Here is a 26,958-nt window from a genome sequence, read left to right as displayed (position 1 = left end):
TCTGACACACAAGGAAAACCGCGATGACATGGTCGTTCCAACTCTACAGCGCGCGCAATTTCCAGCCTTGGGACAAGGTTCTCGAGACGCTGAAGATGATCGGCTACAAGAACGTCGAGGGTTTTGGCGGGATGTACGATACGCCCGGTGCCGACGCGCTTTGGGACATGCTCGACAAGAACGGCCTCGCCATGCCGAGCGGGCATTTCTCGCTCGACCAGCTCAAGGATTCGAACACCGGCCTGCGTACGGCCAAGACCCTGCGCATGAAGCTGGTGGCCTGCCCGCACATCGCCGCCGACCGCCGCCCCAACGACGCTGCGGGCTGGCGCGACTTCGGCAAGATGCTGGCCGAGGTCGGCAAGCCCTACCGTGACGAGGGCTACGACTTCGCCTGGCACAACCACGACTTCGAGTTCCAGCCGCTCGGCGACGGGTCGGTTCCGATGACGCACATCCTCGACGCAGCTCCCGAGCTCGGCTGGGAGATGGACGTCGCCTGGGTCATCCGCGGCGGCGCCGACCCAAAACCCTGGATCGAGAAATACGGTTCCCGCATCCTAGCGGTCCACGTCAAGGACATCGCGCCGAAGGGCCAGAACACCGACGAGGACGGCTGGGCCGATGTCGGCCACGGCACCGTCGACTGGAAGGGCCTCTGCCAGCTGCTCCGCGACAAGTCCGCCGCGAAATATTTCGTCATGGAACACGACAATCCGAGCGACGCGACCCGCTTCGCGCGCCTGTCCTTCGCCGCCGCCCAGCGCTTCTAGGAGTCTCAAAAGAATGGCAAAGAAACTTGGCGTGGGCGTGATCGGCTGCGGCAACATCTCGACCACCTATTTCAAGCTCGCCCCGCTGTTCAAGGGGATCGAGATGCGCGCCTGCGCGGACATCAACATGGATGCCGCGCGTGCCCGCGCAAAGGAGTTCGGCGTCCGGGCGGAGACGGTCGACGACCTGCTCAAGGCGAAGGACGTCGACATCGTCGTCAACCTGACGATCCCGGCCGTGCACTACGAGGTGTCGAAACAGGCGCTCGACGCCGGCAAGCATGTCTATTCCGAGAAGCCGTTCGTGCTTTCGGTGAAGGAGGGCCTCGACCTCAGGAAGCGGGCGGAGAAGAAGAACCTGCGCATCGGCTCGGCGCCCGACACCTTCCTCGGCGGCGCGCACCAGCTCGCGCGCAACCTCATCGACAGCGGCAAGCTCGGCAACATCACCAGCGGCACCTGCTACGTGATGAGCCACGGCATGGAGCACTGGCATCCCAACCCGGACTTCTTCTTCCAGCCGGGGGCCGGGCCGGTTCTGGACATCGGGCCTTATTATGTCTCCGACCTCATCAATCTGATCGGACCGGTGCGGCAGGTCGCGGCGATCACGACCACGCCGGCCAAGGAACGGACGATCTCGTCGAAGCCGAGGGCGGGCGAGAAGATCCCCGTCAACACGCCGACGACCATCCACGCCATCCTCGAATTCGCCAATGGCGCGGTTGTCACCCTCAATACGAGCTGGGACGTCTGGAAGCACGGCCACGCGCCGATCGAGCTCTATGGCGAGGAGGGCACGATCTTCGTGCCGGACCCGAACTTCTTCGGCGGCGACGTGCGCTACACCAGGCGCGGCGACGACGTGAAGCGGTCGCCGAAGTGGGACCATCCGTTCTCTGTGCCGAACCAGAAGCACTCGGTCGGCATGATGGCCAACTACCGGACGGCAGGCCTTGCCGACATGGCGCTGGCGATCGGCGAGGGCCGGCCGCATCGCTGCTCGATGGAGGCGGCGCTGCACGCGATTGAGGTCATGACCGGTATCCTGAAATCGGGCGAGACCGGAAAGTTCGTCGCCATGCAGACCACGTGCGAACGGCCTGCCGCGCTCGGCGTCAAGGAAGCCAAGGCGCTGATGGCGAGGAAGAAGTAGGCGGGGGCGGCCCCCGCGCAGCGGGGAAAGGGGTGGCCTGAGGCGCCGGCAAAGGGGTCGCGCCAGGACGCTTGCGCGCGTAGGGTGCCTCGCCCTTTGTGTCCCGGGTTGAAACGTGAGAATTGAGATGAGCTACACCCTCGCCGACAAACGCTATCAGTCGATGAAGTACAACCGCTGCGGCCAGTCGGGCCTGAAGCTGCCGGCAATCTCGCTGGGGCTGTGGCACAACTTCGGCGGCGACACCCCGCACCAGACCAAGCGGGCGATCTGCCAGCGCGCCTTCGATCTCGGCATCACCCATTTCGACCTCGCCAACAACTACGGCCCGCCGCCCGGATCCGCCGAGACCGCGTTCGGCGAAATTTTGCGGACGGATTTTTTGGGCTACCGTGACCAGCTGATCGTCTCCTCGAAGGCCGGCTACGACATGTGGCCGGGGCCCTATGGCGAATGGGGCAGCCGCAAGTACCTGATCGCGTCCTGTGATCAGAGCCTGAAGCGCATGGGTCTCGACTACGTCGATATCTTCTATTCGCACCGCTTCGACCCGGACACGCCGCTCGAGGAGACGATGATGGCGCTGGACCACATCGTGCGGTCGGGACGCGCGCTCTATGTCGGCATCTCGTCCTACAATTCGCAGCGGACGCGGGAAGCGGCCGACATACTGAAATCGCTCGGTACGCCCTGCGTGATCCACCAGCCGAGCTATTCGATGCTGAACCGCTGGGTCGAGGACGACGGCCTGCTCGACACGCTGGACGGGCTCGGCATCGGTTCCATCGTGTTCTCGCCGCTGGCGCAGGGCATGCTAACCTCGAAGTACCTCAAGGGCATCCCGGAGGGCAGCCGCGCGTCGCAGGGCAAGTCGCTGCGCCAGGGCTTCATCAACGAGACGACGATCAAGAACATCGCTGCGTTGAACGGCATCGCCCAGAAGCGCGGCCAGACGCTCGCCCAGATGGCGATCGCCTGGGTGCTGCGGAAGGGCCGGGTGACCTCGGCGCTGATCGGCGCCAGCCGTCCTGAGCAGGTGGACGACTGCGTCGGCGCGCTCAAGAACCCCGAGTTCTCGGATGCCGAGCTTGCCGAGATCGACAAGTACGCCCGCGAAGCCGACATCAACCTGTGGGCGGCGTCGGCCGAGCGGAAGGGACCGCCGAGGAAGTAGGAAAGGATCGCCGTAAGGCATCACGCCCCCTTCACCGCCTGCGGCGGTCCCCCTCCCCCGTAAACGGGGGAGGATCCGCGCTGGCGACTCCTCGCAATGTTGGACCCTCCCCTGCGAAGCGGGGGAGGGGGACCACGCGAAGCGTGGTGGAGGGGGCAGACAGATGCGTGATACGCAAGGAGAGCCGATGATCCGCAATCCCATCCTGCCCGGCTTCAACGCCGACCCGTCGATCTGCAGGGTCGGCTCCGACTACTACATCGCCACCTCGACCTTCGAATGGTATCCCGGCGTCCAGATCCACCATTCGACAGACCTGGTGAACTGGCGGCTGGTGAAGCGGCCGCTCGATCGCGCCAGCCAGCTCGACATGCGCGGCAATCCGGACTCGGGCGGCATCTGGGCGCCCTGCCTGTCCCATGCGGACGGCTTGTTCTGGCTGGTCTATACCGACGTCAAGCGGATGGACGGCAACTTCAAGGACACGCACAACTACATCGTCACCGCGAAATCGATCGAGGGGCCCTGGTCGGACCCTGTCTACGTGAATTCCAGCGGCTTCGACCCCTCGCTCTTCCATGACGACGACGGCCGCAAATGGTTCCTCAACATGCTGTGGAACCACATCTCGCATGGCGTCGGCGGCAGCCCGAAGCATCCGTCCTTCGCCGGCATCCTGCTGCAGGAGTACGACGCGGCGGCGGGCAGGCTCGTCGGCCCGGTGAAGAACATTTTTGCCGGCAGCCCGCATGGTCTGGTCGAGGGGCCGCATATCTTCAAGCGCGACGGCTGGTACTATCTCACGACGGCAGAAGGCGGCACGGGATACGACCACGCGGTTACGATGGCGCGTTCTCGCAGCATCGAGGGGCCGTACGAACTGCATCCCGACACCCATCTCATCACGTCGAAGGATGCGCCCGACGCCGTGCTGCAGCGTGCCGGGCACGGGCAGATCGTGGAGACGCCGGAGGGCGCGTTCTATCACACGCACCTCTGCTCGCGGCCGCTACCCGGCCTTCGACGCTCGCCGCTCGGGCGCGAGACGGCGATCCAGAGATGCGTCTGGGGCGAGGACGGCTGGCTGCGGCTCGAGCATGGCGGGCCGGTGCCAGCCGTCGACGTGCCTGCGCCGACGGCAGATGCCGAGCCCGAAGCCGCCCGGCCAATGCGCTACGCGTTCGACACGCCGGACCTGCCGCTCGACTTCCAGTGGCTGCGCACGCCCTTTCCGGAACGCCTCTTCTCGCTCGCCGAACGCCCCGGCCACCTGCGCCTCCACGGCCGCGAATCGATCGGAAGCTGGTTCGAGCAGGCGCTTGTCGCTCGCCGGCAGGAGCATCACGCCTTCCGCGCCGAGACGCTTGTCGATTTCGCGCCGGAAACCTTCCAGCAGGCCGCCGGCCTGACGCTCTACTACAATCGCCACAAGTTCCATTTCCTCGGCGTGACCCATGACGCCCGGCGCGGGCGCGTGTTGACCATACTGTCGTGCCCGGGCGTCTGGCCGGAAGGCAAGCTTGAGTTCCCGCTCGCCGAGCCCATCGTGCTTCGGGACGCGGGCCCCGTGGAGCTGGCGGCCGACGTCCGGGGCGCCGCGTTGCAGTTTTCCTGGAAGGGAGAAGGGGGATGGCGGCCGGTCGGGCCGGTGCTCGACGCCGGCGTGATTTCGGACGAGGGCGGACGGGGCGAGCACGCTTCCTTCACCGGCGCCTTCGTCGGCATGATCGCGTTCGACGTCTCGGGCAGGGCGCTTCCGGCCGATTTCGCGCATTTCACCTATGCGCCGGGCGAGGCGTAGGGCCCTCGGTCCGCAGGCCGCAGCGGCAGGTCCGCGCGAGGGCGCCGGCGACATGCTGCCGCTGCCCTGCGAAATCACACTCACCCGCGCCTGCCGAGCTTGACGCCGAAGGGCAGGCGGCCGATAGCATCGCCGCCATGACGAACTCCCCTGCGATCGGCGTTGTCCGCCTCCCCCACAGCCACGACCTGCCGCTGCCCGCCTATGAGACGGAGGGCGCCGCCGGCATGGACCTGCGCGCCGCGGTGCCAGAGGACCGCATGTTCGTGCTGCTTCCCGGCAAGCGCGCGCTGATTCCGACCGGGCTGATCCTCGAGATCCCGGAAGGCTTCGAAGGCCAGGTGCGCCCGCGCTCGGGACTGGCCTTCAAGCACGGCGTCACCTGTCTCAACACCCCCGGCACCATCGACAGCGACTATCGCGGCGAAGTGCAGGTGCTGCTCATCAATCACGGCGAGGAAGAATTCCGCGTGACGCGCGGCCTGCGCATCGCGCAGATCGTGTTCGCGCCGGTGACGCGTGCGACCGTCGAGGAGCGCAGCCTTGCCACCGGCACCGCGCGCGGCGCGGGCGGGTTCGGCTCGACGGGCACGGCGTGATGACGCCGAAGCTGGTCATCTTCGACTGCGACGGGGTGCTGGTCGACACCGAGGGCATGAGCAACCGGCGCCTGTCGGCCTGGCTTACCGAGCTGGGCTATCCGATCGAATACGAGGCCTGCCGCAGGCGCTTCGAAGGCACCAGCATGAAGCTCGTGCAAGCCGAGGTGGAGGCTGCCGGCGTGGTGCTCGGCGAAGACTTCGTCGAGCGCTGGAACCTCGGCCTGCCCGAGCTCTTCGCCAACGGGGTGCCGGCCGTGCCGCATGTGCGCGATGTCATCGAGACGGTGCGCGCGGCGGACATTCCCTATTGTGTCGCCTCGTCGGCGCGGGTGTCCAAGATGCACATCACGCTGGGCGTCACCGGCCTCCTGCCGCTGTTCGAGCACGCGATGTTCTCCTCGACGATGGTGGAACGCGGCAAGCCGTTCCCGGACCTCTTCCTGCATGCCGCGGCGACCATGGGCATCGCCCCGGCTGACTGCGTCGTCATCGAGGACAGCGTGGCCGGGACCACCGCCGGGCGCGCGGCTGGCATGAAGGTCTATTCCTATGCTGGCGATCCCTTCGCCGACCCCGCGGCGCTGGAGGCGGCCGGCGGCGTCGTCTTCGACGACATGCGCGCGCTGTCGAGGCTGATCGGCCTGGCCTGATCGTATGTGATTGCCGCGCAGCGTCGTCGTCGGTAGATTCTCCCGGTTCAGACTGGACGGGAGGTTTGCCATGGACAAGGGCGGCGTCTTTAGCGCGCTTCATCAGGGTCCCGACATCTTCGTCATGCCCAACCCCTGGGACGTGGGCACCGCCAAGCTGATCGAGCATTGCGGCTTCAAGGCGCTGGCGACGTCGAGCGCCGGCTACGCCTGGACGCGCGGCCTGCAGGACGGGGCGGTTGGCTTCGAGGCGATGATCGCCCATTGCAGGGACATGGCCGCCGCGGTGCAGATCCCGGTCTCGGGCGACCTGGAAAAGGGCAAGGGCGACAGCCCCGACAGCGCGGGCGAGACGATCTTCGCCGCGGACGCCGCGGGACTGGCCGGATGCTCGCTCGAGGATCACACCGGCGATCCGTCCGATCCGATCTACGAGTTCTCGCACGCGGTCGAGCGCGTCGCCGCCGCGGCCGAGGCTGCACGCGCGCTGAAGCGCGGCTTCGTCTTCACCGCCCGGGCGGAGAATTTCCTGTGGGGGCGCAACGACATCGACGACACCATCCGCCGCCTTCAGGCGTTCGAGCGGGCGGGCGCCGACGTGCTGTTCGCTCCGGGCATCTCCGACCTCGGCATGATCCGGCAGATCTGCTCGGCCGTGACGAAGCCGGTCAGCGTGCTGGCCGGCGGGCCGGCCTTCACGGTGGCGGGGCTGGCGGAGGCCGGGGTCAAGCGCATCTCGCTCGGTCCGCGCCTCAGCGCCGCCGCCTTCGGGGTCGTCGAGCGGGCGGCGAAGGAAATCCTGGAACGGGGCACCTTCCAGTTCACCAGCCTGGCGATGCCGTCTGGCCGGATCGCCGAGATCCTGGGTGGCAAGGCGTGAGCCTGACCGTCGTCGACATGCACACCGGCGGCGAGCCGGTGCGGATCGTCACCGGCGGCTATCCGCCCCTGCCGAAGGGGACGATCCTCGAAAAGCGCGCCCATGTGCGCGACACCCTCGACCACCTGCGCCGGCTGCTGATCTACGAGCCCCGCGGCCATTTCGACATGTATGGCGCCCTGCTGGTCGAACCCGACCTGCCGGGCGGCGACCTCGCCGTGCTCTTCATGCACAACGAGGGCTATTCGACCATGTGCGGTCACGCGGTGATCGCGCTCGGCCGCTATGCGGTCGATGAAGGGCTGGTGGCCCGCGTCGAACCGGTCACCACCGTCAATATCGAGTGCCCCTGCGGCATGGTCGTGGCATCGGTGGAGGTGAAGGACGGTCGGGCTGGCGCGGTGTCCTTCGAGAGCGTGCCGTCCTTCCTCTTCGCGCGCGATCTCGCCGTCGACCTCGAGCCCTACGGGCGGATAGTGTTTGACATCGCCTATGGCGGCGCCTTCTACGCGCTGGCGGAGTGCCGCCAGTTCGGGCTGGAGTTCGGGCGGAACCGGGTTCGGGATTTTGTCGACGCGGCGACTGCGCTGACCGATCGGGTAAAGCGGGAACACCCGCCCGCGCATCCGGATGCCGAGGACCTCGGCTTCCTCTACGGGACGATACTCACCGACGGCGGCGACGGCTCGGGCGGCGTGCCGACCAGGAACGTCTGCGTCTTCGCCGACGCCGAAGTGGATCGCTCGCCGACCGGATCGGGCGTGACTGCGCGGCTTGCCGCGATGCATGCCAGGGGCGGGATCGCACCCGGCGAAACGCGTCTCTTCGAGAGCATCGTCGGCTCGCGCTTCACCGGTTCGGTCGCGCGCACGCTGGTGCTGGCGGACGGCAGGCCGGGCATCGCGGCGCGCGTCGGCGGACGTGCGCACTACACCGGCAGGGCCGAGTTCTGGCTGGAGGAGGGGGATGAGCTGGGGCGGGGTTTTCTGGTGAGGTAGGTGCTGGCTTCCTGGCATCGCCCCCCACACGCCAACCATCAACATCCTTGATCATTCCATCCCAAATCCGAATTTCCATCCATCGCCGTGGTGAGGTAGAGGCTGCCGTTCCTTCGGAGCCACAGACATGACCCTTTCGGGCTTCATCGCCTATAGCGGCGCGCTGGCCTTGGCCGCCGCCATTCCCGGGCCTGGCGTGACCGCGCTGGTGGCGCGTGCGCTCGGCTCCGGGTTCCGCTCGTCGCTGTTCATGTCGATCGGCCTCATCGCCGGCGACCTCACCTACCTGACGGCGGTGATGCTCGGCCTTGCGGTCATCGCGCAGACCTTCGGTGCCGTGTTCCTCGTCATCAAGTGGCTGGGCGTCGCCTATCTCGCTTGGCTCGGCTGGCAGTTCTGGACGAGCGGCATCACGGCGGAGAAGGTGGAGGCGCAGAAGGGACGCGACGGCCTGGTTCCGAACTTTCTGGCCGGCTATGCGGTGACCATCGGCAATCCGAAGACGATGGTTTTCTACCTGGCGCTGACGCCGACGCTGGTCGACCTGCGCACCATCACCGTGTCCGACTATGCCGTGCTCGCCGGACTGACGGTCGTGGTGCTGCTCGTGGTGCTGGTTCCCTATCTGGCGCTGGCGGCGAAGGCGAGATGGTTCCTTGCGACGCCGCGGGCGCTCAAGGCGATGAACCGTACGGCCGCGGCCTTCATGATGGGCGCGGCAGCGGCAATAGCGGCGCGGCAGTAGGCAGGGTGGTCGATGTAGCCAGGCATGGCTGCGGTTCCAGGAGGGGGCCTCTATTGTCCCGGGAGCCGGACTGGTCCAAGCCTCGCCCGTCAAACACTGTTCAACTCGGGCGTTTGATGCTCTAGGGTGCGCGCTCGCAAACGAAAGGCGCCTAGACGCAGCAATGACCGCACTCGCTCCCGTTCTCGACACGCTCGACAAGAACCTCGACCAGAGCCTCGACCGGCTGTTCGACCTCCTCCGGATCAAGTCCATCTCGACCGATCCTGCCTTCAAGGCCGACTGCCGCCAGGCGGCGGACTGGCTGGTGGCGGACCTCAAGTCGATCGGTTTCGACGCCAGCACGCGCGACACGCCCGGCCACCCGATGGTCGTCGCGCACCACGAAGGCCCGGCCGGCTCGCCGCACCTGCTCTTCTACGGCCACTACGACGTGCAGCCGGTCGATCCGCTGGACCTTTGGGAGGACGATCCGTTCGCGCCCGCCGTGAAGACCGGCGAGAGGGGAACGAAGATCATCACCGGCCGCGGTTCGTCTGACGACAAGGGCCAGCTGATGACCTTCGTCGAGGCCTGTCGCGCCTGGAAGGCGGTGCATGGCTCGCTGCCCTGCCGCATCAGCATCCTGTTCGAGGGCGAGGAGGAGTCAGGCTCGCCGTCCCTAAAACCCTTCCTCGAATCCCATGCGCAGGAGCTGAAGGCCGACTTCGCGCTGGTCTGCGACACGTCGATGTGGGACGCAGAGACGCCGGCGATCTGCGTCGGCCTGCGCGGGCTGGTTGGCGAGGAGATCGTCATCCACGCCGCCAACCGCGACCTGCACTCGGGCGAGTACGGTGGTGCTGCCGCCAACCCGATCCGCATCCTGGCGAAGATCCTGGCCGACATCCATGATGAGAACGGCAGCGTCACCATTCCAGGCTTCTACGAGGGCGTCGAGGAGACGCCTTCGCAGGTGCTGAAATCCTGGGAGGCGCTGGGCGAGACGACCGAGACCTTCCTCGGCCCGATCGGGCTCTCCATCCCGTCCGGCGAGAAGGGCCGCTCGGTGCTGGAACTGACGTGGGCCCGCCCGACCGCCGAGTTCAACGGCATTTCCGGCGGCTACGAGGGCAAGGGGTTCAAGACCGTCATCGCCGCGCAGGCATCCGCCAAGGTGTCGTTCCGCCTGGTCCACAAGCAGGACCCGGTCAAGATCCGCGAGGCGTTCCGGGAGTTCGTGCGCAGCCGCATTCCTGCCGACTGCTCGGTCGAGTTCCATCCGCACGGCGGCTCGCCGGCGATCCAGCTCTCCTACGACTCGCCCTTCCTGATCAAGGCGAAGGATGCGCTCACCGACGAGTGGGGCAAGCCGGCGCTGACGCTGGCCATGGGCGGCTCGATTCCAATCGTCGGGGATTTCCAGAATTTCCTCGACATGGAGTCGCTGATGGTCGGCTTCGGCTTGCCGGACGACCGCATTCATTCGCCAAATGAGAAGTACGAGCTGTCGTCGTTCCACAAGGGCCAGCGGTCCTGGGCGCGCATCCTCGACGCGCTGACGAAGTGATGGCCTCCAAGATGACAATCCGTTTTCACAAGAACGACCTACCGGACCTTTCCCACTACGACGTCGATGCGATCGGCATCGATACCGAGACGCTGGGGCTGAAGCCGCATCGCGACCGGCTCTGCGTCGTGCAGATCTCGCCGGGCGACGGTTCGGCCGACGTCATCCAGATCGCGCCCGGTCAGACAAGCGCACCGAATCTGACGAGCCTGCTCGCCAACCCGAACGTGACGAAAATCTTCCATTTCGGACGCTTCGACCTTGCCGTGCTCTACCACACGTTCGGCGTGATGCCGGAACCGGTGTTCTGCACCAAGATCGCGTCGCGGCTGACGCGCACCTACACCGACCGTCACGGCCTGAAGGACATCACGTCGGAACTTCTGGGCATTTCGCTTTCCAAGGCGCAGCAGTCCTCCGACTGGGCGGCGGACACGCTGTCGCCTGAACAGCTGGAATATGCGGCCTCCGACGTGCTGCATCTCCACCGGCTGCGCGAGGCCCTGCAGAAACGGCTCGATCGCGACGGAAGAGCGGAGGAGGCGGAAGCCTGCTTCACCTTCCTGCCCACCCGCGCCAAACTCGACCTGATGGGCTGGGACGAGGAAGACATCTTCGCCCATAGCTGACGCAACGCAGGCGAGGGTTGCGCGTTGCGGATGGCGCCGTTCAGGTGGCGCCATCCGATTGCATGACGGGAGTGAACGACATGACGCAGCCGATTTCCACCGCGCCGATGGACGGAAGCAAGGTCAGGGTTCAGTGGCGGGATCGCGACGGCGTCGAGAACACGTCCATCGCGCAGTACCGCTCCAGCCCCGACGCGGCTGAAGCCGGCTGGTGGACCTTCATCGACAGCGAGACGCAGAAGCGCATCCAACCGCACAGCTGGTCGCCTCCCGGCAGCGAGGACGAAGACGAATAGCCTTAGTGGGTCTCGCAGCAAGGCCGGCGCGCGCGCTTCATGGCGGCCCGTGGCGACTCGCGCGAAGTTGCGTTATGCCTTGACTGCCATCGTCGATGGTCGACGCTCTGGCGGGAGAGAGGGAGAGGCACATGGAACCCACGAGTTTGATCGTCTTTCTTATCATAGGCGCGGTTGCCGGCTGGCTGGCAGGGTTGATTGTCAAGGGATACGGCTTCGGCCTCCTGGGCAACATCGTTGTCGGCATCGTCGGCGCATTCCTGGCCGGCTGGATATTTCCGGCCCTGGGAATTTCGCTTGGTAGCGGCACGGTCGCCGCGGTGATCCACGCCACCATCGGCGCGGTGATCCTGCTCGTGCTGGTGCGGCTCGTAAAATCCGCCTGACGGCAGCCACCGCTTGACCGTGACGTCGCGGCGGCTTGGCCCCGCGACGTCCAACTTGCCTCCAGAGCAGGTCGATTCGGCCGGGTTTGACGCCTCTCCGCGCGACAACGCGGCTACAGGTACAGGGAGAAGAAGCGCATTGTCGCGTCTGCGTGAGGTGCCTCGCACTGATGGCCCAGTTCGGGCACGATGCACTTGGACGGCGCATCGGAGACGAACCTGCGCCAGGCTGGCCTGATCGTCGACCGCACAGGGGTGATCGCCGCCTGTTCTGCGACCGCGCGAACTTTCAACGGGCTCTGCTAGGACGACCAACATATCGTGAGGATCGAGGCCGCGCATTTGGCTCGTGAGGCGGAGGGTGCGGGGAAAGCACACTTTCGTTCGAGAAATGACGTCAGTTCGAAATCATAAGTATTGGATTTAACTACGTCGGTGGACGTTGGTGCATGAGCATGAGCGCGTTAGTATCATTTTCGCAACGACCTGCGGATAATCAGAAGCCTGCCGTGCTGTTCCTTGGTCTTGAGAGGTTGCCGACTGAGGTCAATTCAGGAATCCTCTGCAGCTACGCAATTTGGCAATTCGACTTCAATTGAGGATCAGGCGGGGGCGCTGCTTTCAGCCGGACGACCGAGTCCGTTTCCGCTGGAGATTCGAAGATGAACACACGAATGCTGCTTCTCGCTGGCGCCGCGTCGATTGCGATCTCCAGCTGCGCGTACGCCGCTGACGCCGTCGTCCTCCCTGAGCCGGAGCCGGTTGAGTATGTTCGGGTCTGCGACGTCTACGGCACCGGCTACTTCTACATCCCGGGCACCGAGACCTGCCTGCGCATCGGCGGCTACGTTCGGTACGAGGCCTCGGGCGGAGACCTCTGGGAGCGTTCTGCGGTCGATCATGAAGACGGCGACATCAACGAGACCTGGAACAAATATGCACGTCTGACGCTGCAGACCTGGACCGGCACCGAGACCGAGCTCGGCACCCTGAGGACCTTCACCGAGACCCGCTTCCAGTGGGGCAACGGCTCCCCGAGCGGCCCGGTGATCTTCGACACCGACGGTGACGGGTTCGTCGACTCGGCTGGCGGCACCAACGGCTATGACGGCACCTCCGTTTCGCTGAACTTCGGCTGGATCGAGCTTGGCGGGTTCCGCGTCGGCAAGGACGAATCCGCCTTCGTGACCTTCCTCGACTATGCCGGCGGCGTCATCGCCGACGACATGATAGGCTTCGGTCCCTACGATACCGGCCTGATCAGCTATACGTTCAACGGCAGCAACGGCTTCTCAGCGATCATCTCGCTCGAAACCGGCTCGGATGATTCCTTCGGCCATGACTACTCGATCGACAGCTACGTCCCGCACGTGGTCGCCGGCGCCAAGTTCACGCAGGGCTGGGGCGGCATCGGCATCCTTGGCGGCTACGACAGCATCCACGAGGCCTGGACCGTCAAGGCCCGCCTGGACATCAAGGCAACCGAAGCCCTGTCGTTCTTCCTGATGGGCGGCTGGGGTGACGATGACGCCAACGAGGTGGTCGGTGTCGATCCGGATACGGGTCTCCTGATCTTCGCTGACACGGGCGCCAATTTCTACAAGCCATGGGCCGGCGAGTGGGCCGTCTGGGGCGGCGCGACCGCTCGGGTCTCGGACAAGGCTGAGGTGAACCTCCAGCTCTCCTACGACGATGGCGAGGAATTCGCCGCTGCGTTGGATGTCGCCTATGAGCTCGTGCCGGGTTTCACGATCACGCCTGAAGTCGACTACTTCGACAACGGCGACGACGACGCCTGGGGCGGCATCATCCGCTTCCAGCGCAATTTCTGACCGTCAGGCCCGTACGGACGGCCGGCCAGCGCCGGTTGTTTACGCGACCACCTGACCTTGCTGGCAGATGGCCGAGCGCTGCCGGGCGGCGGTGGACGAGGAGAATGGAACACTCAAGGCGCCGGGCCTAAAATGGCCGAAGCTGGTGAGCGGTCCGTCACTGATCTGGGTGGCGGATGGGCCACGCGCGAGCCGGCTTGCACTCGAGTCCGCCAATCTCGCCCAACTAGCGAGCCGCCATTGCAAAAGTCTGTGCTCGATCCGTGCTAGAGGCAGCGGATCGCTTTGCCGATGCGCGTGCGGAACCGGCAACTTAACGCCCCCTTAAATCCCCTTGGCTGGCTATAGCCCCTCGAAGTCCCAAAACATTATCTTTCGGAGCTCGTGTATGCATTCATCTACCGTCGGTCTATGGCAGGCCTGTATCGCGGACACCATCGCATGCTTGATTTCGCCCGAAGCGAAGCGATGGAACCTGAACACCTTTCCATCATAGGGGATCGACTGTAGCTCTGCATCATACTTTCTGATGCAGAGGCCTGTTATCACGCAGGTATCGAAAACCTCTTCGTAATTCGTGCCATCAAAGCCAATGACAACCCTTACGTTCAGTTCAACACTTTCTTGATCTGGTAGATCCCATATCTCGATAAGCTCTCCCTTCGGAGAGGCTAGGTCCATGCTGAATATGTCCCTGATTTTGATCATTTACGTCGATGCATTGTCTGTGAGGACTACAAGTTCCCGCTGATGGAAGAGGTGGCGGCACAGGGACCGAGCCGGCTGTCCTCAAGGCTTACATCGCGACGTCCTGCTTAACGCCCCCTTAAATCGCCGCATTTACTCTTCACCCGACGCGCCGGGACAGCGCGGGGACATTTGCGAGCGACATGGCCAGGCGAGACAGCAACCGGCGCATCGAGCCGACCTTCGACGCGCCGTCCCTCGAGCGGCGTTCCGACGACTTTTCCGTAAGCGAGGAGGACCGCGCAGTGCCGTCTCGACGCAAGACTGGCCCCAAGCGAAAGTCTTCCGCGGCGGCCGCGCCGCGCCGCAGACGCCGGAAGTCTGGCGGCGGCTGGCTCAGGGGTCTTGGCCGCCTCGTCTACTGGGGCTTTGTCCTTTGCCTGTGGATCGGCATCGCGGGGGCCGGCGTCGTGGCCTATTACGGCGCCAAGATGCCGAGCGCGACCACCTGGTCGATCCCCGACCGCTCCCCCAACATCAAGATCGTCTCCGTCGACGGCGCCCAGATCGCCAATCGCGGCATGACCGGCGGCGAGGCGGTCGGGCTGCACGAGATGTCGCCCTACATCCCGCAGGCCGTCATCGCCATCGAGGACCGGCGCTTCTACTCGCATTTCGGCATCGACCCGATCGGCCTTGCCCGGGCCCTCGTCGAGAACATCACCACGGGGCGCTTCTCGCAGGGCGGCTCCACGCTGACGCAGCAGCTGGCGAAGAACCTGTTCCTGAAGCCCGACCGCACCCTGGAGCGCAAGGTGCAGGAAGTGCTCTTGGCGCTGTGGCTGGAGCACAAGCACAGCAAGGACCAGATCCTCGAAATGTACCTGAACCGGGTCTATTTCGGCTCGGGCTCCTATGGCGTCGAGGCGGCTTCGCGCCGCTACTTCGGCAAGCCCGCGCGCGACGTGACGCTGTCGGAAGCGGCGATGCTCGCCGGCTTGCTGAAGGCGCCGTCGCGGCTGTCGCCGGCCCGCGATCCCAAGGCGGCCGACGACCGCGCGCAGCTCGTGCTCGGCGCCATGCGCGACGAAGACATGATCGGCGCCAGGGAGCTGAAGACCGCGATCAGCGCGCCGGCGACCCGCGCCACCGCCTACTGGACAGGCTCCGAGCACTATGTCGCCGACCGGGTCATGGAGGAGCTGCCGCAGCTCATCGGCGAGGTGCGTTCCGACATCGTCGTAGACACCACGGTCGACCTGACTCTGCAGAAGCTGGCGGAAAAATCCATCCGCCGGCTGATCGACGAGCAGGGGGCCAAGCTCAATGTCAGCCAGGGCGCGCTGGTGTCGATCGACAATTCCGGGGCGGTGAGGGCGATGGTCGGCGGCGTCGACTACGCCACCAGCCAGTTCGATCGGGCATCGGAGGCGCGGCGGCAGCCGGGATCCGCCTTCAAGCCCTTCGTCTTCCTGGCCGCCCTCGAGCAGGGCCGCACGCCGGACAGCGTGCGCAACGACGCGCCGGTGCGCATCGGCAAGTGGACGCCGGAGAACTACAACGGCAAGTACTACGGCAAGGTGACGCTGACGACGGCGCTGGCCAAGTCGCTGAACTCGGTTGCCGCGCAGCTCGCCATGGAGGTCGGTCCCGAGGCCGTCGTCGAGGCGGCGCACCGGATGGGCATCGAGTCCAACCTCCAGGCCAACACCTCGATCTCGCTGGGCACGTCGGAAGTGACGCCGCTGGAGCTGACTGCCGCCTATGTGCCCTTCGCCAATGGCGGCTACCGTCCGGACGTGCATTTCATCAGGCGCGTCACCACGGTGAAGGGCGAAGTGCTCTACGAACATGAAGGCGGCAGCGTGCCGCGCGTTCTGCGGCCCGAGGTCGTCGGCATGATGAACGCGATGATGCGGGAAACGCTTGCGGCCGGCACCGCGCGCAAGGCCTCCTTCGCGTGGCCGGCGGCGGGCAAGACCGGCACCAGCCAGAACTCGCGCGACGCCTGGTTCGTCGGCTACACGGCCAACCTCACCACCGGCGTCTGGTTCGGCAACGACGATGGCGCCGCGATGAAGAAGGTGACAGGCGGAGCGTTGCCGGCGGCGGCCTGGCACGAATTCATGGTGGCCGCGCACGAGGGCGTCCCGGTGGCGCGCCTGCCGGGCGGCTGGGGCGTCGGCGTCGGAGAACTGCCCGTCCCCGCAGTCGATGTCGGCGATGCGGGCGAGGATGCGCCGGCCGCGGCGCCGCGGCCGCGCAAGGCGGTGGCGGATGCGGGGCAGTCTGATCGGGGCGATGTCGACGAGACCGCGTCGATCCGCCGTCCATCGGTCGGCGTCGGCGAGAAGGGGAAGAGCGAGGCGTCGATCCTGGACGTCATTTTGGGGAACCGGCAGTAGGCTGGTAAGCGCCGCTCCCGACGGCTGAAGCGGCAATCGGCCTTCGCCCCTCGCCATCGCCCTCCCGCTCGGCTACATAGCCCGGCAGGAGAAGCAGCGCATGACCGAACCCGATACCAGAAAAACGATTGTGCTGACCGGCGCCAGCCGGGGCATCGGGCACGCGACCGTGAAGCGCTTTTCGCGCGAGGGCTGGCGGGTGATCACCTGCTCGCGGCAGGATTTTGCCGAAAACTGCCCGTGGCCGGCAGGGCCTGAGGATCACATCAAGGTCGATTTGTCCGATCAGGAAGATGTCGGCATCGCCGTGGCGGAGATCCGTCACCGGCTGGAGCCGCATGGCGGCCAGCTGCATGCGCTGGTCAACAATGCCGGAATTTCGCCAAAACTCAAAGACAACCGCCGCATGAACTCGATCGACACGCCGATGCATGTCTGGCGCGACGTGTTCCAGGTGAATTTCTTCGCGCCGATCATGCTCGCGCGCGGGCTGTTCAAGGAACTTTCGGCCGCCAAGGGGGCTATCGTCAACGTCACCTCGATCGCCGGCACCCGGGTGCATCCGTTTGCAGGCACCGCCTATGCAACGTCCAAGGCTGCCCTCGGCTCGCTCACGCGCGAGATGGCGCATGATTTCGGCCCGCACGGCATCCGCGTCAACGCGATAGCGCCAGGCGAGATCGACACCGCGATCCTCTCGCCGGGAACGGAAAAGCTGGTGGAGACGATTCCGCTGCGCAGGCTCGGCGCGACGTCGGAAGTGGCCGACATCATATTCTTCCTCTGCTCTGGCCAGGCGTCCTACGTGACGGGGTCCGAGATCCACATCAACGGCGGCCAGCACGTGTAGGCCCGGCCGCCGACAGCCTCCAGTTAGCCCGTTGCGGTCGCTTCCGCCAGCGGCCCGAAACCGACGGCAACCTCGTCGGCCAGCCTTGGCGCCAGTTTGCCGCTGAGCACGGCCTCGACCATTCCGCGCGCAATCTCGCGCTCGCCCATGATGACCTCGTGGGCTCCCAGGTTCACCAGATGGTCCACCTCGGCATCGGAGTGAGCCCGCGCGACGATTGAAATCTGCGGGTTCGCGGCCTTTGCCTGTCCGATGATGCGGCCGGCTTCGAAGGCGTTCGGGATGGCGAGGATCAGGCGCGTCGCCCCAGCCGGGTTGGCTGCGGCGAAAGTCTCGCGGCTGGCCCCGTTGCCGGCGATCGTCTCGATGCCCTGGGCCTGGAGCTTCGCCCGCATCTTGTCCGAATCCTCGATGACCAGGAAGGGCAGTCCCTCTTCCTTCATCGATGCGGCGACCAGGGCGCCCACGCGCCCGTAGCCGATCAGGATGGCGTGGCCCGTCAGCTTTGTCGGTTCGAGCTTCTCCTCGGCGACCGAAGGCTCCGTCGCCGCGCCGGGCGTGAAGGCCTGACCGGGCTCGACTGCCGGGGCGGCGGCCGTCGGGCCACTCGAGGCTGGCAGGCCCATGCGCGCCTCGACCCAGGGCTTCATCCTGCTGGCTGCGGCGAAAGCCAACGGATTGAGCACGATCGACAGGATCGCTCCTGCGAGGATCAGGTCGCGCCCCTGCTCCGGCAACAGCCCGAGGCCGACCCCGAGATCGGCCAGGATGAAGGAAAACTCGCCGATCTGCGCGAGGCTGGCCGAGATCATCAGGGCCGTGCCGACGGGATAGCGGAAGGCGACGACGATCAGGAAGGCCGCAGCCGACTTGCCGACCACGATGATGAGCAGCACGGCAAGGATCAGCCATGGGCTGTCCATAAGGCTCGCCGGATCGAACAGCATTCCGACCGAGACGAAGAAGAGCACGGAGAAGGCGTCGCGCAATGGAAGCGATTCTTCGGCGGCGCGGTGGCTGAGTTCGGATTCGCTCATCACCATGCCGGCGAAGAAGGCGCCGAGCGCGAGCGACACGCCGAAGAGATGCGCCGCGCCGAAGGCGACGCCAAGCGCGATGGCGAGCACGGCGAGGCGGAAGAGTTCGCGCGAGCCGGTGTGCGCGACATAGTGAAGGACCCAGGGAATGACGCGGCGTCCGACCACAAGCATGACCGCGACGAAGGCGGCCACCTTGGCAAGCGTCATGCCGATGATGCCCCACACCCCGGAGCCGAACCAATGGCCGAACGCCGATGGCGAAACAGATGTCGTCTGCTCGGTTCCCCCCATCGCGCCCGCCACGGCCGGCAGGAGGACGAGCGCCAGCACCATGGCCAGATCCTCGACGATGAGCCAGCCGACCGCGATGCGGCCGCGCTCCGTCTCGATGAGCCGCCGCTCCTGCAGCGCGCGCAGCAGCACCACCGTGCTGGCGACCGAAAGCGCAAGGCCGAAGACCAGTCCCGCCGAGGTCGACCACCCGAGCGCCCAGGCGAGGGCGGCGCCGAGCGCCGTGGCGAAGGCGATCTGGACGATGGCGCCGGGAACCGCGATGGCCCGTACCGAGAGCAGGTCTTTCAGCGAGAAATGCAGGCCGACTCCGAACATCAGCAGGATGACGCCGATCTCCGCCAGTTGCAGTGCGAGTTCTCCATCGGCGACGAAGCCCGGTGTGTGGGGGCCTACCAGCACGCCGGCGATGAGATAGCCGACCAATGGAGGTATGCGGAAGCGGGCAGCCAAGGCGCCGAAGATGAACGCGAGCCCGAGGCCGGCGACAAGCGTGGCGATCAGGGGCGTGCTGTGCGGCATCGGCTGGCGGTGCTTTCCCGGACGGTTCGAATTGTGGGGGAGCGCGGCGGCGCTGGATGTCCCCACTATGGGGGCGAGGCTGCTGCGGCCGCAAGGCCCTCAGGCGCAATTTGCTTCGTTTTGGAAGAAACACGTGCGCGGAGCGCCCGACGCCAGGCCCAGTGGTGGGGCCGGGAGGCAGGCGCGCCGGGTAGCAATGGCGCGGAAACCGTAGCGTGACTCCGCGAAGCGGCGTCACGCTCGATCGACAGGCTGAAGGGTCACTTCACGCTGCGCTCAGGAGCTTCTCGATATCAGGGACAGTATGGTTCGTTAGGGTCTTCGGCACTTCGGCGACGATTTTGTCCTCCACCTCCTTGTGCAGTTTCTTGCGCATCTCGCCGAGCACCAGGGGCGGGGCGACCAGCACCAGTTCGTCGAAGTCGCCGCGGTGCGCCATCCGGTACAGCCGCTCGGCGAGATCGTCCGCGAAGCGTTCCTTGGCCAGGCGATGCCAGTCGACCTCTTCGACGGCGCTGCGATGCACGGTCGGCCCGTCATTGTAGCGGCCGGGCCGGTCGGTGCCCTGCTGCCGCGTCGGCGGATTTTCCTCGTGGATCTCCTTCACCACGCTCAGGTTCGGATAGGTCGCGTCGCCCTCGTTTCGAAGGAAGAGCGCGTTCTCGCCGTCGGCGACGACGACCCAGATCCCGTGCTTCAGCCTGATGTCGGACATGGATGAACTCCCTTCTCTTCGCTGATAATTCTAGTGCAGCCCATCAACGTGTTGCCGGCGCGAGATGTTCCGGACCGACCTGCTTGCGCAGGCAGGGAGCGCGCCGAAGGCAGTGCCGAAATTTTTTCCTCGCGCAGTCGGACTCTTCGCAAAACCGATTGCCCGTCCCGCTTTTGCGCGCGACTGCATTCCTTCTGGTTACAATGACTTGCGCCTAAAAAGCTTCGCGAGAATTGGGCGAAGTCTATTTGTCATGACCAGTACCGAAAGCAGGCTGAACGCATTTCCCGTCTTCATGAAGGTCGAGGGTTGCGTCGTCGTCATCGTCGGCGGCGGCGACGAGGCGCTGGCCAAGGCGCGGCTGCTGTCACAGTCCAGCGCCGAGATCCGCATCGTTGCGGAAGCCCCCGGCGCTGAGCTGGCGTCCTTTGCGGCATCCGGCGGTGCGACGCTGGTGCATGCCGCCTACGAGCCCTCGCTGCTCGCCGGCGCCAGGCTGATCTTTGCTGCGACTGGCGAGGAGGCGCTCGATCGCACTGTTTCGGAGGATGCCCGCAAGCTGGGCATCCCGGTGAATGCGGTGGACCGACCCGAGCTGTGCGATTTCTTCACGCCCGCATTGGTCAATCGCGCGCCAGTGTGCGTGGCGATCGGCACCGAGGGTGCGGGTCCCGTGCTCGCCCAGATGATCCGCGAGAAGATCGACCAGCTGCTGTCGCCGTCTCTCGGCCGGCTGGCGACGCTGGCAAGCTCGCTGCGCGAGGCGGCCGAGCGGCTGCTTCCCAAGGGTAGTCAGCGCCGCGGCTTCTGGAACGACTTCTTCACTGGCGCGCCGGCGCGTGCGCTGGAGATCGGCCATATCGAGGAGGCGCGCGAAGCCGCCGCCGAGCTGCTGCTGCGGCGCACTGCGGCGCAGGGCCATGTGGCGCTGGTCGGCGCCGGTCCCGGCGCCGAGGACCTGCTGACCCTGCGTGCGCAGCGTCTGCTGATGCAGGCCGACGTCATCCTCTACGACGCGCTGGTGCCGGAGGCCGTGGTCTCGATGGGCCGCCGCGACGCCGAGCGCGTCTCCGTCGGCAAGCGCAAGGGCTGCCATTCCAAGAGCCAGGACGAGATCAACGCGCTGCTCGTCTCTCTCGGGCGCGCGGGCAGGCGCGTCGTGCGCCTGAAGTCGGGCGATCCGCTCGTCTTCGGCCGCGCCGGCGAGGAGATGCAGGCGCTGCGCGACGCGGGCATCTCCTATGAGGTGGTGCCGGGCGTCACCGCCGCCTTCGCGGCCGCCGCCGATTTCGAGCTGCCGCTGACGCTGCGCGGCGTCACCTCCTCGATGGTGTTCACCACCGGCCACGACCTCAAGGGCGGCGTGCTGCCCGACTGGGCGAAGCTCGCCATCTCCGGCGCAACCGTCGCCGTCTACATGGGGCGCTCGGTGGCCGCCGATGTCGCCGACCGTCTGATCGACGCCGGCCTTTCGCCCGACACCGCAGTGGCGGTGGTCGAGAACGCCAGTCTCGGCAACCGGCGCAAGCTGCATGGCACGCTGGCCGACCTGCCTTCGCTGCAAGAGCGGGCCGACCTGACGGGGCCGGTGATGACGATCATCGGCGACGCCGTCGCCGGTGCCGATTTCACCCATTCACAGCCGCTCGCCGCCCGCATCGGTGCGTCGACGCAAGTCGCCGAGGTGCGCGCATGAAGGTTCTCACCGCCAACCGGCTGATCGACGGCGAAGCCGTCTGGTACGCAGGCGGGCAGCGCTGGTCGGAAGCCATCGCCGACGCCGAGGTGGCCGGCGACAAGGCTGCCGAGGAGGCGCTCGACGCCATCGGCAAGGCCGCCTTCGCCGCGAACCAGGTGCTGGACGTCGAGCTGATCGACGTCGAGGTGCAGGACGGCGCGATCGTACCGAACCGGCTGCGCGAGCGCATCCGCGCCGCCGGCCCCACCATTCGACATGACCTCGGCAAGCAGGCGCGGCCGGGCGTCACCCACGCCGCCTGACCGCAATCGGACGAGAACGCCATGTACCGCTACGATGAATTCGACCATGAGTTCGTGAAGGCCCGCGTCGCCCAGTTCCGCGACCAGGTGGAGCGCAGGCTGGCCGGCGAGATCACGGAGGACCAGTTCCGACCGCTCAGGCTGATGAACGGCGTCTATCTCCAGCTCCACGCCTACATGCTGCGGATCTCCATCCCCTACGGCACGCTGAGTTCGAGCCAGCTGCGCATGCTGGGCCATATCGCGCGCACCTACGACAAGGGCTACGGCCACTTCACGACCAGGCAGAACATCCAGTTCAACTGGCCCGCTCTCTCCGACATCCCGGCGATCCTCGACGACCTCGCCTCGGTCGAGATGCACGCGATCCAGTCCAGCGGCAACTGCATCCGCAACGTGACGGCCGACCACCTGGCGGGGGCGGCCGCCGACGAGGCAGCCGATCCGCGGCCTTATGCCGAGATCCTGCGGCAATGGTCGTCGGTGCATCCGGAGTTTTCCTACCTGCCGCGCAAGTTCAAGATTGCGCTGACGGGCGCCGAGCGCGACCGCGCGGCGATCCAGACCCACGATATCGGCCTGCATCTCAAGCGCGGGCCGGATGGCGGACTGGGCTTTACGGTCTATGTCGGCGGCGGCCAGGGCCGCACCCCGATCATCGCCAAGAAGGTCAGGGAGTTCCTGCCGGAGCAGGATCTGCTTTCCTACGTGACGGCGATAATGCGGGTGTACAATCTCTACGGACGCCGCGACAACAAGTACAAGGCGCGCATCAAGATCCTGGTCCACGAGACCGGCGTCGAGGAATTCACCCGTCAGGTCGAGGCCGAATGGGAAGAGCTGAAGTCGACGGAGCTGCGGCTACCCGAGAGCGACATCCGCGCCATCGATCGCTACTTCGCGCCGCCCGACCTGCCGGCCCGTCCCGAGGGCGACGACATCGTCAAGCAGGGCCGTCTCGACTCGCGCTCGTTCGGCGAGTGGCTGGATCAGAACGTCACCACGCACCACAATCCCGACTACGCGTCAGTGACGATCTCGCTCAAGGGCATCGGCGAGGTGCCCGGCGACGCGACCGACAGCCAGATGGAGGCCATCGCCGACATCGCCGAAACCTATGCCTTCGATGAACTGCGGGTCAGCCACGAGCAGAACCTGATCCTGCCGCATGTGGCGCGCGCCGATCTCAGGAAGGTCTATGACGCGCTGGTCGAAATCGAGCTGGCGACCGCCAACTCGAACCTCATCACCGATATCATCGCCTGCCCCGGCCTCGACTATTGCGCGCTCGCCAACGCGCGCTCGATTCCGGTCGCGCAGGAGATTTCGACGCGCTTCGCCTCGCTCGAGCGCCAGCGCGACATCGGCGAACTGAAGCTCAAGATCTCCGGCTGCATCAACGCCTGCGGGCACCATCATGTCGGCCACATCGGCATCCTGGGCGTCGAGAAGAAGGGCGCCGAGCTGTATCAGGTCACCCTCGGCGGTTCCGGCGACGAGAACACCTCGATCGGCGACATCATCGGCCGCGGTTTTGGACCGGAAGAGATCACCGACGCCATCGAGACGATCGTGGAGACCTATCTTGGCCTTCGGCTGAACCGGGAGGAAAAATTCCTCGACGCCTATCGGCGGGTCGGTCCGGCTCCCTTCAAGGAGGCGCTCTATGGCGTCGAAGCCAAGGCCGCTTGACGCGGGCGCGGAGCCCGCGACCGCCCGCGCCGCAGCCCTGGAGGCGCGCCACGGCGCGCTGTCGCCCCAGGCGGTGATCGCGGCGGCGCTGGAGGAGGGTTTTGACGGCGGGCTGGCGGCGGTGTCGTCCTTCGGCGCGGACTCGGCCGTGCTTCTCCACATGGTGGCGGAGATCGACCGCAACCTGCCGGTGATCTTCCTCGACACCGGAAAGCATTTTGGGGAGACGCTCGACTATCGCGACGCCCTTGCGGCCGATCTCGGACTGACCGACATCCGCGTCGTCAGGCCGGACGCAGTCGCGCTGGAACGCCTCGACCCGAAGGGCGTGCTGCACCAGACCGACACCGATGGCTGCTGCGGGGTGCGCAAGGTTGAGCCGATGGCGCGCGGCGTCGAGCCGTTCGGCGCGTGGCTCACCGGGCGCAAGCGCTTCCAGGCCGCGACGCGCACGGCGCTGCCCGTCTTCGAAACCGTCGGACCGAGGCTCCGCATCAACCCGCTCGCCCGCTGGACCACGGCCGACCTCGCCGACTACATGCGCCGGCACCATCTGCGGGAGAACCCGCTGGTGGCCTACGGCTATCTGTCGATCGGCTGCTTCCCGTGCACGCGGCCGGTGAAGCCGGGCGAGGACGCGCGCAGCGGCAGGTGGGCCGGCGACGCCAAGACCGAGTGCGGGATACATCTGCCCGGGCTCGACCGGTCGCTGGCAGGAGCGACGCAATAACAGGCCGCCGGCCGGCGCCGCCACCCAGCTGCAAGGCTGCGATCTCACTGGAAAGAAGCGAAGAAGACGTCATATGCTCGCGACCATGACCGAGGCGAAACCAGACACGACATCAGATTCACGCCTGTGGACGCCGCAAGGCTTCAGCGAGGACGAGTGGACCCACGGCGAGAGCGCCGAGGCGCTGGCCGGCAACGGCCGGGTGATCCTTTCGCTGCAGGCCTTTCTCGATCTTGATCCAGAGCTTCGCAAGTCCTCCAGTGAGCGTCTCGGCGTCCTGCTTTTGCCCGGCGATCAGCTCGACAAGATCGTCGGCCTGCTGGATCAGCTTTCGCTGGTGGCGCTGTCGTTCCCGGCCTTCAACGATGGTCGCAGCTTCTCCAAGGCGGAACTGCTGCGCTCGCGGTACGGGTTCACGGGCGCCGTGCGTGCCGTCGGCCAGGTGCTGATCGACCAGCTTCCCCACATGCTGCGTCTCGGCTTCGACGAATTCGAGGTGTCGCACCCGGTTCTGATCAAGCGCTTGGAAGCCGGCGAGACAGGCGGCTTGCCGCTCTACTACCAGCCGGCAGCCAAGCCGGCGGGCTCGCCGGTCAGGGGCGCAGCCTATTCGTGGCGGCGCGCGCTCTAGCCTTAACGCTCCGGCTCGCCGGAGGTTAGCCAACGGCCGAGACCACGTTGGCGCGGATCGGGCCCTCTATGGGCCCGCTGCCGAATTCCTTTTGGAGCGCATCGGCTGCCGCCTGCGTTGCTTCCTCCAGTCGCGCCGGTCCCCGCGCCTCGATCTCGGCTCGAAGCGGCGAGCCTTGACAATAGCCGATTGCCGCGTCGCGCGGCGTGGCGGCCCGCGCGGTATGCCGCACGCTGTCGATGGCGATCGAGGTGAAGCCCGCCGCCTGCAGATCGCCGCGTATGGCGTCGCCGCTGTGGTAGCCGTGCGGCGTCCGCTCCATGAAGGTCGGCGGGTTGTCGGGGAACATCCGGGAGAGCGCCTCCTGGATGACGGTCACGAACGCATTCTCGGACAGGCGGTCCCAGGCACTGAACAGAAAGGGCGCACCGGGGCGCAGCACCCGGCGCGCTTCCTGGTAGCCCGCCACCCTGTCGGGAAAGAACATCACGCCGAACTGGCACGCGACCACGTCGAAGCTCTGGTCCACGAAGGGCAGGGCAAGCGCGTCTGCCTGCCGCCACACGACGTTGGCGCTCGTCGGCGTCCGGATGGCGGCGTGGTCGAGCATCGGCTGGTTGAGGTCGGTCGCCACGATCTGCACGTCTGCCGGAAGCCTTGACGCCATGGCGCGCGTCAGCGCGCCGGTCCCGGCGGCGGTTTCCAGTATCTCGTGCGGACGGAGGGCCGCGACCCGATCGGCGAGATCGCTGGCGTAGGCGTCGAAGATGAGCGGCACCAGGAAACTGTCGTAGAGTTCGGGGATCGACCCGACGAATTCACGGTCGGCATCAGGCATGAACGGTCTCCTCCTGCCCCGCGCATTCAAGAATACACGAGACTGGTCCGACCAGCTTGTATTTTCAGGCTTCCCGGAAGAGAAATCGAGCCCTAGGATTGGGTTATTATTTTGAAATCCGAAATAAATCGGCAAGGGAGGAAGGAATGGCTGCCAAGAAGATCCTGATGCTTACCGGCGAGTTCAGCGAGGAGTACGAGATATTCGTCTTCGAGCAGGCGATGCAGGCGGTAGGGCATACGGTTCATGTCGTTTGCCCCGACAAGAAGGCTGGCGAGGTGATCAAGACCTCGCTGCACGACTTTGAAGGCCACCAGACCTACACAGAAAAGCCGGGCCACGACCATTTCGCCAGCAAGACTTTCTCGGAAGTGCGGCCGGAAGACTATGACGCCGTCTACTGCGCCGGCGGCCGGGGGCCCGAATATATCCGCATCGACAAGCGCGTGCAGGCGATCGTCCGCCACTTTCATGAGACCGGCAAGCCGATCTTCACCATCTGCCACGGCGTACAGATCCTGATCGCCGTCGACGGCGTCGTGCGGGGACGCGAAGTGGCCGCGCTGCAATATTGCGAGCCCGAGGTGACCCTGGCCGGCGGCATCTATGTCGACGTTCCGCCGACGGGCGCGCATGTCGACGGCAATCTGGTGTCGGCCAAGGGCTGGCCCGGCCTCGCGGCTTTCATGCGCGAATGCCTGAAGGTGCTTGGCACCGAGATCCGGCACGGAGAGCTGCAGATGACGGGGAAGGCGCAGGCCGCGTAACTGGTCCCGCAAGCATGGGACGATGGCGGAACGGTCAGCTCCGGGAAGTCCGGCGCTGGTCTTCTTCCGCCTTGTCCATCTCGTCGAGCAGCTGCCACATGTCCGACGGCGTCGCGTGGTCGACCGAGAACAAGGGCATGCGTCGCAGGAACCGGGCGTTCGCCTGGGTCTTGATTTGCCGCCTGATATCCTTGGCGAGCGCGTCCGGGGCGCAATTTCTGTTCTTCGCCATCATTGAATCGGTCCTAAATCTTGCCCGTCCAACGCCGCTATGACGGGGATAGTTCCGCTTCCGGGCCGGCGGGTAAAGGGAAAGCC

The 26,958-nt window shown here is 66.1% G+C and carries 27 protein-coding genes; 22 read left to right on the top strand and 5 right to left on the bottom strand.

Annotated features, from left to right (window positions below; genetic code table 11):
* Positions 1–23: 23 nt before the first annotated feature.
* From PD284_RS02490 to PD284_RS02425, 14 genes are all read left to right on the top strand, one after another.
* Entirely contained in the window at positions 24–773 is a 750-nt protein-coding gene (locus PD284_RS02490; RefSeq protein WP_274626650.1) for a sugar phosphate isomerase/epimerase family protein, read from the top strand.
* A 13-nt stretch (positions 774–786) separates the two neighbouring features.
* On the top strand, positions 787–1,929 hold the full coding sequence (locus tag PD284_RS02485; RefSeq protein WP_274626649.1) for a Gfo/Idh/MocA family protein: 1,143 nt from the start codon (positions 787–789) through the stop codon (positions 1,927–1,929).
* 127 nt (positions 1,930–2,056) lie between these two features.
* The gene (gene mgrA / locus PD284_RS02480) at positions 2,057–3,103 is read left to right on the top strand and encodes an L-glyceraldehyde 3-phosphate reductase (protein ID WP_274626648.1); all 1,047 of its coding nucleotides are present in this window, start codon (positions 2,057–2,059) and stop codon (positions 3,101–3,103) included.
* Between the two features lie 187 nt (positions 3,104–3,290).
* Positions 3,291–4,904, top strand: coding sequence for a glycoside hydrolase family 43 protein (locus PD284_RS02475; protein ID WP_274630519.1), 1,614 nt, complete (start codon positions 3,291–3,293; stop codon positions 4,902–4,904).
* A 137-nt stretch (positions 4,905–5,041) separates the two neighbouring features.
* On the top strand, positions 5,042–5,503 hold the full coding sequence (gene dut, locus PD284_RS02470; protein WP_274626647.1) for a dUTP diphosphatase: 462 nt from the start codon (positions 5,042–5,044) through the stop codon (positions 5,501–5,503).
* Positions 5,500–6,156, top strand: coding sequence for an HAD family hydrolase (locus PD284_RS02465; protein ID WP_274626646.1), 657 nt, complete (start codon positions 5,500–5,502; stop codon positions 6,154–6,156). Before dut ends, PD284_RS02465 begins: the two co-directional genes overlap by 4 nt.
* Before the next feature lie 70 nt (positions 6,157–6,226).
* Complete coding sequence (locus PD284_RS02460; RefSeq protein ID WP_274626645.1) at positions 6,227–7,036, top strand: isocitrate lyase/PEP mutase family protein; 810 nt, start codon at positions 6,227–6,229, stop codon at positions 7,034–7,036.
* Positions 7,033–8,034, top strand: a complete 1,002-nt coding sequence (locus PD284_RS02455; protein ID WP_274626644.1) for a proline racemase family protein — start codon at positions 7,033–7,035, stop codon at positions 8,032–8,034. The genes PD284_RS02460 and PD284_RS02455 overlap by 4 nt, the downstream gene beginning before the upstream one ends.
* Before the next feature lie 127 nt (positions 8,035–8,161).
* The gene (locus tag PD284_RS02450) at positions 8,162–8,779 is read left to right on the top strand and encodes a LysE family translocator (protein ID WP_274626643.1); all 618 of its coding nucleotides are present in this window, start codon (positions 8,162–8,164) and stop codon (positions 8,777–8,779) included.
* Between the two features lie 163 nt (positions 8,780–8,942).
* The gene (locus tag PD284_RS02445) at positions 8,943–10,328 is read left to right on the top strand and encodes a M20/M25/M40 family metallo-hydrolase (protein ID WP_274626642.1); all 1,386 of its coding nucleotides are present in this window, start codon (positions 8,943–8,945) and stop codon (positions 10,326–10,328) included.
* 11 nt (positions 10,329–10,339) lie between these two features.
* Positions 10,340–10,957 (top strand): ribonuclease D, encoded by a 618-nt coding sequence (locus tag PD284_RS02440; RefSeq protein ID WP_274626641.1) that lies wholly within the window; start codon positions 10,340–10,342, stop codon positions 10,955–10,957.
* Positions 10,958–11,037: 80 nt separating this feature from the next.
* Positions 11,038–11,253 carry a hypothetical protein gene (locus PD284_RS02435; RefSeq protein WP_274626640.1) on the top strand — a complete coding sequence of 72 codons (216 nt, stop codon included), beginning with the start codon at positions 11,038–11,040 and terminating at the stop codon, positions 11,251–11,253.
* 131 nt (positions 11,254–11,384) lie between these two features.
* Positions 11,385–11,639: a GlsB/YeaQ/YmgE family stress response membrane protein gene (locus PD284_RS02430; RefSeq protein WP_274626639.1), complete on the top strand. Its 255-nt coding sequence runs from the start codon at positions 11,385–11,387 to the stop codon at positions 11,637–11,639.
* Positions 11,640–12,301: 662 nt separating this feature from the next.
* On the top strand, positions 12,302–13,471 hold the full coding sequence (locus PD284_RS02425; RefSeq protein WP_274626638.1) for a porin: 1,170 nt from the start codon (positions 12,302–12,304) through the stop codon (positions 13,469–13,471).
* Between the two features lie 342 nt (positions 13,472–13,813).
* Here PD284_RS02425 and PD284_RS02420 read toward each other — a convergent pair whose 3' ends face one another.
* Positions 13,814–14,179, bottom strand: coding sequence for an Imm8 family immunity protein (locus PD284_RS02420; RefSeq protein ID WP_274626637.1), 366 nt, complete (start codon positions 14,177–14,179; stop codon positions 13,814–13,816).
* 182 nt (positions 14,180–14,361) lie between these two features.
* Between PD284_RS02420 and PD284_RS02415 the strand changes: the two genes are divergently transcribed.
* Entirely contained in the window at positions 14,362–16,563 is a 2,202-nt protein-coding gene (locus PD284_RS02415; RefSeq protein WP_274626636.1) for a transglycosylase domain-containing protein, read from the top strand.
* A 100-nt stretch (positions 16,564–16,663) separates the two neighbouring features.
* Positions 16,664–17,413 carry an SDR family NAD(P)-dependent oxidoreductase gene (locus tag PD284_RS02410; RefSeq protein ID WP_274626635.1) on the top strand — a complete coding sequence of 250 codons (750 nt, stop codon included), beginning with the start codon at positions 16,664–16,666 and terminating at the stop codon, positions 17,411–17,413.
* 23 nt (positions 17,414–17,436) lie between these two features.
* On the opposite strand, the gene PD284_RS02405 is transcribed toward PD284_RS02410, so the two are convergent.
* Complete coding sequence (locus PD284_RS02405; protein ID WP_274626634.1) at positions 17,437–19,266, bottom strand: cation:proton antiporter domain-containing protein; 1,830 nt, start codon at positions 19,264–19,266, stop codon at positions 17,437–17,439.
* Positions 19,267–19,531: 265 nt separating this feature from the next.
* Entirely contained in the window at positions 19,532–19,981 is a 450-nt protein-coding gene (locus PD284_RS02400) for a host attachment family protein (RefSeq protein WP_274626633.1), read from the bottom strand.
* Between the two features lie 253 nt (positions 19,982–20,234).
* On the opposite strand from PD284_RS02400, the gene cysG reads away from it, so the two are divergent.
* From cysG to PD284_RS02375, 5 genes are all read left to right on the top strand, one after another.
* On the top strand, positions 20,235–21,677 hold the full coding sequence (gene cysG, locus PD284_RS02395; RefSeq protein WP_274626632.1) for a siroheme synthase CysG: 1,443 nt from the start codon (positions 20,235–20,237) through the stop codon (positions 21,675–21,677).
* Positions 21,674–21,982 carry a DUF2849 domain-containing protein gene (locus PD284_RS02390; RefSeq protein ID WP_274626631.1) on the top strand — a complete coding sequence of 103 codons (309 nt, stop codon included), beginning with the start codon at positions 21,674–21,676 and terminating at the stop codon, positions 21,980–21,982. The genes cysG and PD284_RS02390 overlap by 4 nt, the downstream gene beginning before the upstream one ends.
* A gap of 21 nt (positions 21,983–22,003) precedes the next feature.
* Entirely contained in the window at positions 22,004–23,674 is a 1,671-nt protein-coding gene (locus tag PD284_RS02385) for a nitrite/sulfite reductase (RefSeq protein ID WP_274626630.1), read from the top strand.
* Positions 23,649–24,404, top strand: coding sequence for a phosphoadenylyl-sulfate reductase (locus tag PD284_RS02380; protein WP_274626629.1), 756 nt, complete (start codon positions 23,649–23,651; stop codon positions 24,402–24,404). Before PD284_RS02385 ends, PD284_RS02380 begins: the two co-directional genes overlap by 26 nt.
* A gap of 85 nt (positions 24,405–24,489) precedes the next feature.
* Positions 24,490–25,035 (top strand): DUF934 domain-containing protein, encoded by a 546-nt coding sequence (locus PD284_RS02375; protein ID WP_274630518.1) that lies wholly within the window; start codon positions 24,490–24,492, stop codon positions 25,033–25,035.
* Between the two features lie 25 nt (positions 25,036–25,060).
* Here the strand turns inward: PD284_RS02375 and PD284_RS02370 are convergent, their stop codons facing one another.
* Entirely contained in the window at positions 25,061–25,873 is an 813-nt protein-coding gene (locus PD284_RS02370) for a class I SAM-dependent methyltransferase (protein ID WP_274626628.1), read from the bottom strand.
* Positions 25,874–26,019: 146 nt separating this feature from the next.
* Between PD284_RS02370 and PD284_RS02365 the strand changes: the two genes are divergently transcribed.
* Positions 26,020–26,640: a DJ-1/PfpI family protein gene (locus PD284_RS02365; protein ID WP_274626627.1), complete on the top strand. Its 621-nt coding sequence runs from the start codon at positions 26,020–26,022 to the stop codon at positions 26,638–26,640.
* Between the two features lie 34 nt (positions 26,641–26,674).
* On the opposite strand, the gene PD284_RS02360 is transcribed toward PD284_RS02365, so the two are convergent.
* Entirely contained in the window at positions 26,675–26,872 is a 198-nt protein-coding gene (locus tag PD284_RS02360; protein WP_274626626.1) for a hypothetical protein, read from the bottom strand.
* Positions 26,873–26,958: the final 86 nt, after the last annotated feature.

It is taken from the genome of Mesorhizobium shangrilense, assembly GCF_028826155.1.
GTDB classification, from domain to species: Bacteria; Pseudomonadota; Alphaproteobacteria; order Rhizobiales; family Rhizobiaceae; genus Arvimicrobium; species Arvimicrobium flavum.
Note: the sequence above shows the minus strand (reverse complement) of the source record. Positions and strands in the feature narration are given on the sequence as shown.

Bases quoted from the DNA above. Each gene is read 5' to 3' on its own strand.
- PD284_RS02490 (WP_274626650.1), top strand. From the start codon at position 24: ATGACATGGTCGTTCCAACTCTACAGCGCGCGCAATTTCCAGCCTTGG.
- PD284_RS02485 (WP_274626649.1), top strand. From the start codon at position 787: ATGGCAAAGAAACTTGGCGTGGGCGTGATCGGCTGCGGCAACATCTCG.
- mgrA (WP_274626648.1), top strand. From the start codon at position 2,057: ATGAGCTACACCCTCGCCGACAAACGCTATCAGTCGATGAAGTACAAC.
- PD284_RS02475 (WP_274630519.1), top strand. From the start codon at position 3,291: ATGATCCGCAATCCCATCCTGCCCGGCTTCAACGCCGACCCGTCGATC.
- dut (WP_274626647.1), top strand. From the start codon at position 5,042: ATGACGAACTCCCCTGCGATCGGCGTTGTCCGCCTCCCCCACAGCCAC.
- PD284_RS02460 (WP_274626645.1), top strand. From the start codon at position 6,227: ATGGACAAGGGCGGCGTCTTTAGCGCGCTTCATCAGGGTCCCGACATC.
- PD284_RS02450 (WP_274626643.1), top strand. From the start codon at position 8,162: ATGACCCTTTCGGGCTTCATCGCCTATAGCGGCGCGCTGGCCTTGGCC.
- PD284_RS02445 (WP_274626642.1), top strand. From the start codon at position 8,943: ATGACCGCACTCGCTCCCGTTCTCGACACGCTCGACAAGAACCTCGAC.
- PD284_RS02440 (WP_274626641.1), top strand. From the start codon at position 10,340: ATGACAATCCGTTTTCACAAGAACGACCTACCGGACCTTTCCCACTAC.
- PD284_RS02435 (WP_274626640.1), top strand. From the start codon at position 11,038: ATGACGCAGCCGATTTCCACCGCGCCGATGGACGGAAGCAAGGTCAGG.
- PD284_RS02430 (WP_274626639.1), top strand. From the start codon at position 11,385: ATGGAACCCACGAGTTTGATCGTCTTTCTTATCATAGGCGCGGTTGCC.
- PD284_RS02425 (WP_274626638.1), top strand. From the start codon at position 12,302: ATGAACACACGAATGCTGCTTCTCGCTGGCGCCGCGTCGATTGCGATC.
- PD284_RS02420 (WP_274626637.1), bottom strand. From the start codon at position 14,179: ATGATCAAAATCAGGGACATATTCAGCATGGACCTAGCCTCTCCGAAG.
- PD284_RS02415 (WP_274626636.1), top strand. From the start codon at position 14,362: ATGGCCAGGCGAGACAGCAACCGGCGCATCGAGCCGACCTTCGACGCG.
- PD284_RS02410 (WP_274626635.1), top strand. From the start codon at position 16,664: ATGACCGAACCCGATACCAGAAAAACGATTGTGCTGACCGGCGCCAGC.
- PD284_RS02405 (WP_274626634.1), bottom strand. From the start codon at position 19,266: ATGCCGCACAGCACGCCCCTGATCGCCACGCTTGTCGCCGGCCTCGGG.
- PD284_RS02400 (WP_274626633.1), bottom strand. From the start codon at position 19,981: ATGTCCGACATCAGGCTGAAGCACGGGATCTGGGTCGTCGTCGCCGAC.
- cysG (WP_274626632.1), top strand. From the start codon at position 20,235: ATGACCAGTACCGAAAGCAGGCTGAACGCATTTCCCGTCTTCATGAAG.
- PD284_RS02390 (WP_274626631.1), top strand. From the start codon at position 21,674: ATGAAGGTTCTCACCGCCAACCGGCTGATCGACGGCGAAGCCGTCTGG.
- PD284_RS02385 (WP_274626630.1), top strand. From the start codon at position 22,004: ATGTACCGCTACGATGAATTCGACCATGAGTTCGTGAAGGCCCGCGTC.
- PD284_RS02380 (WP_274626629.1), top strand. From the start codon at position 23,649: ATGGCGTCGAAGCCAAGGCCGCTTGACGCGGGCGCGGAGCCCGCGACC.
- PD284_RS02375 (WP_274630518.1), top strand. From the start codon at position 24,490: ATGACCGAGGCGAAACCAGACACGACATCAGATTCACGCCTGTGGACG.
- PD284_RS02370 (WP_274626628.1), bottom strand. From the start codon at position 25,873: ATGCCTGATGCCGACCGTGAATTCGTCGGGTCGATCCCCGAACTCTAC.
- PD284_RS02365 (WP_274626627.1), top strand. From the start codon at position 26,020: ATGGCTGCCAAGAAGATCCTGATGCTTACCGGCGAGTTCAGCGAGGAG.
- PD284_RS02360 (WP_274626626.1), bottom strand. From the start codon at position 26,872: ATGGCGAAGAACAGAAATTGCGCCCCGGACGCGCTCGCCAAGGATATC.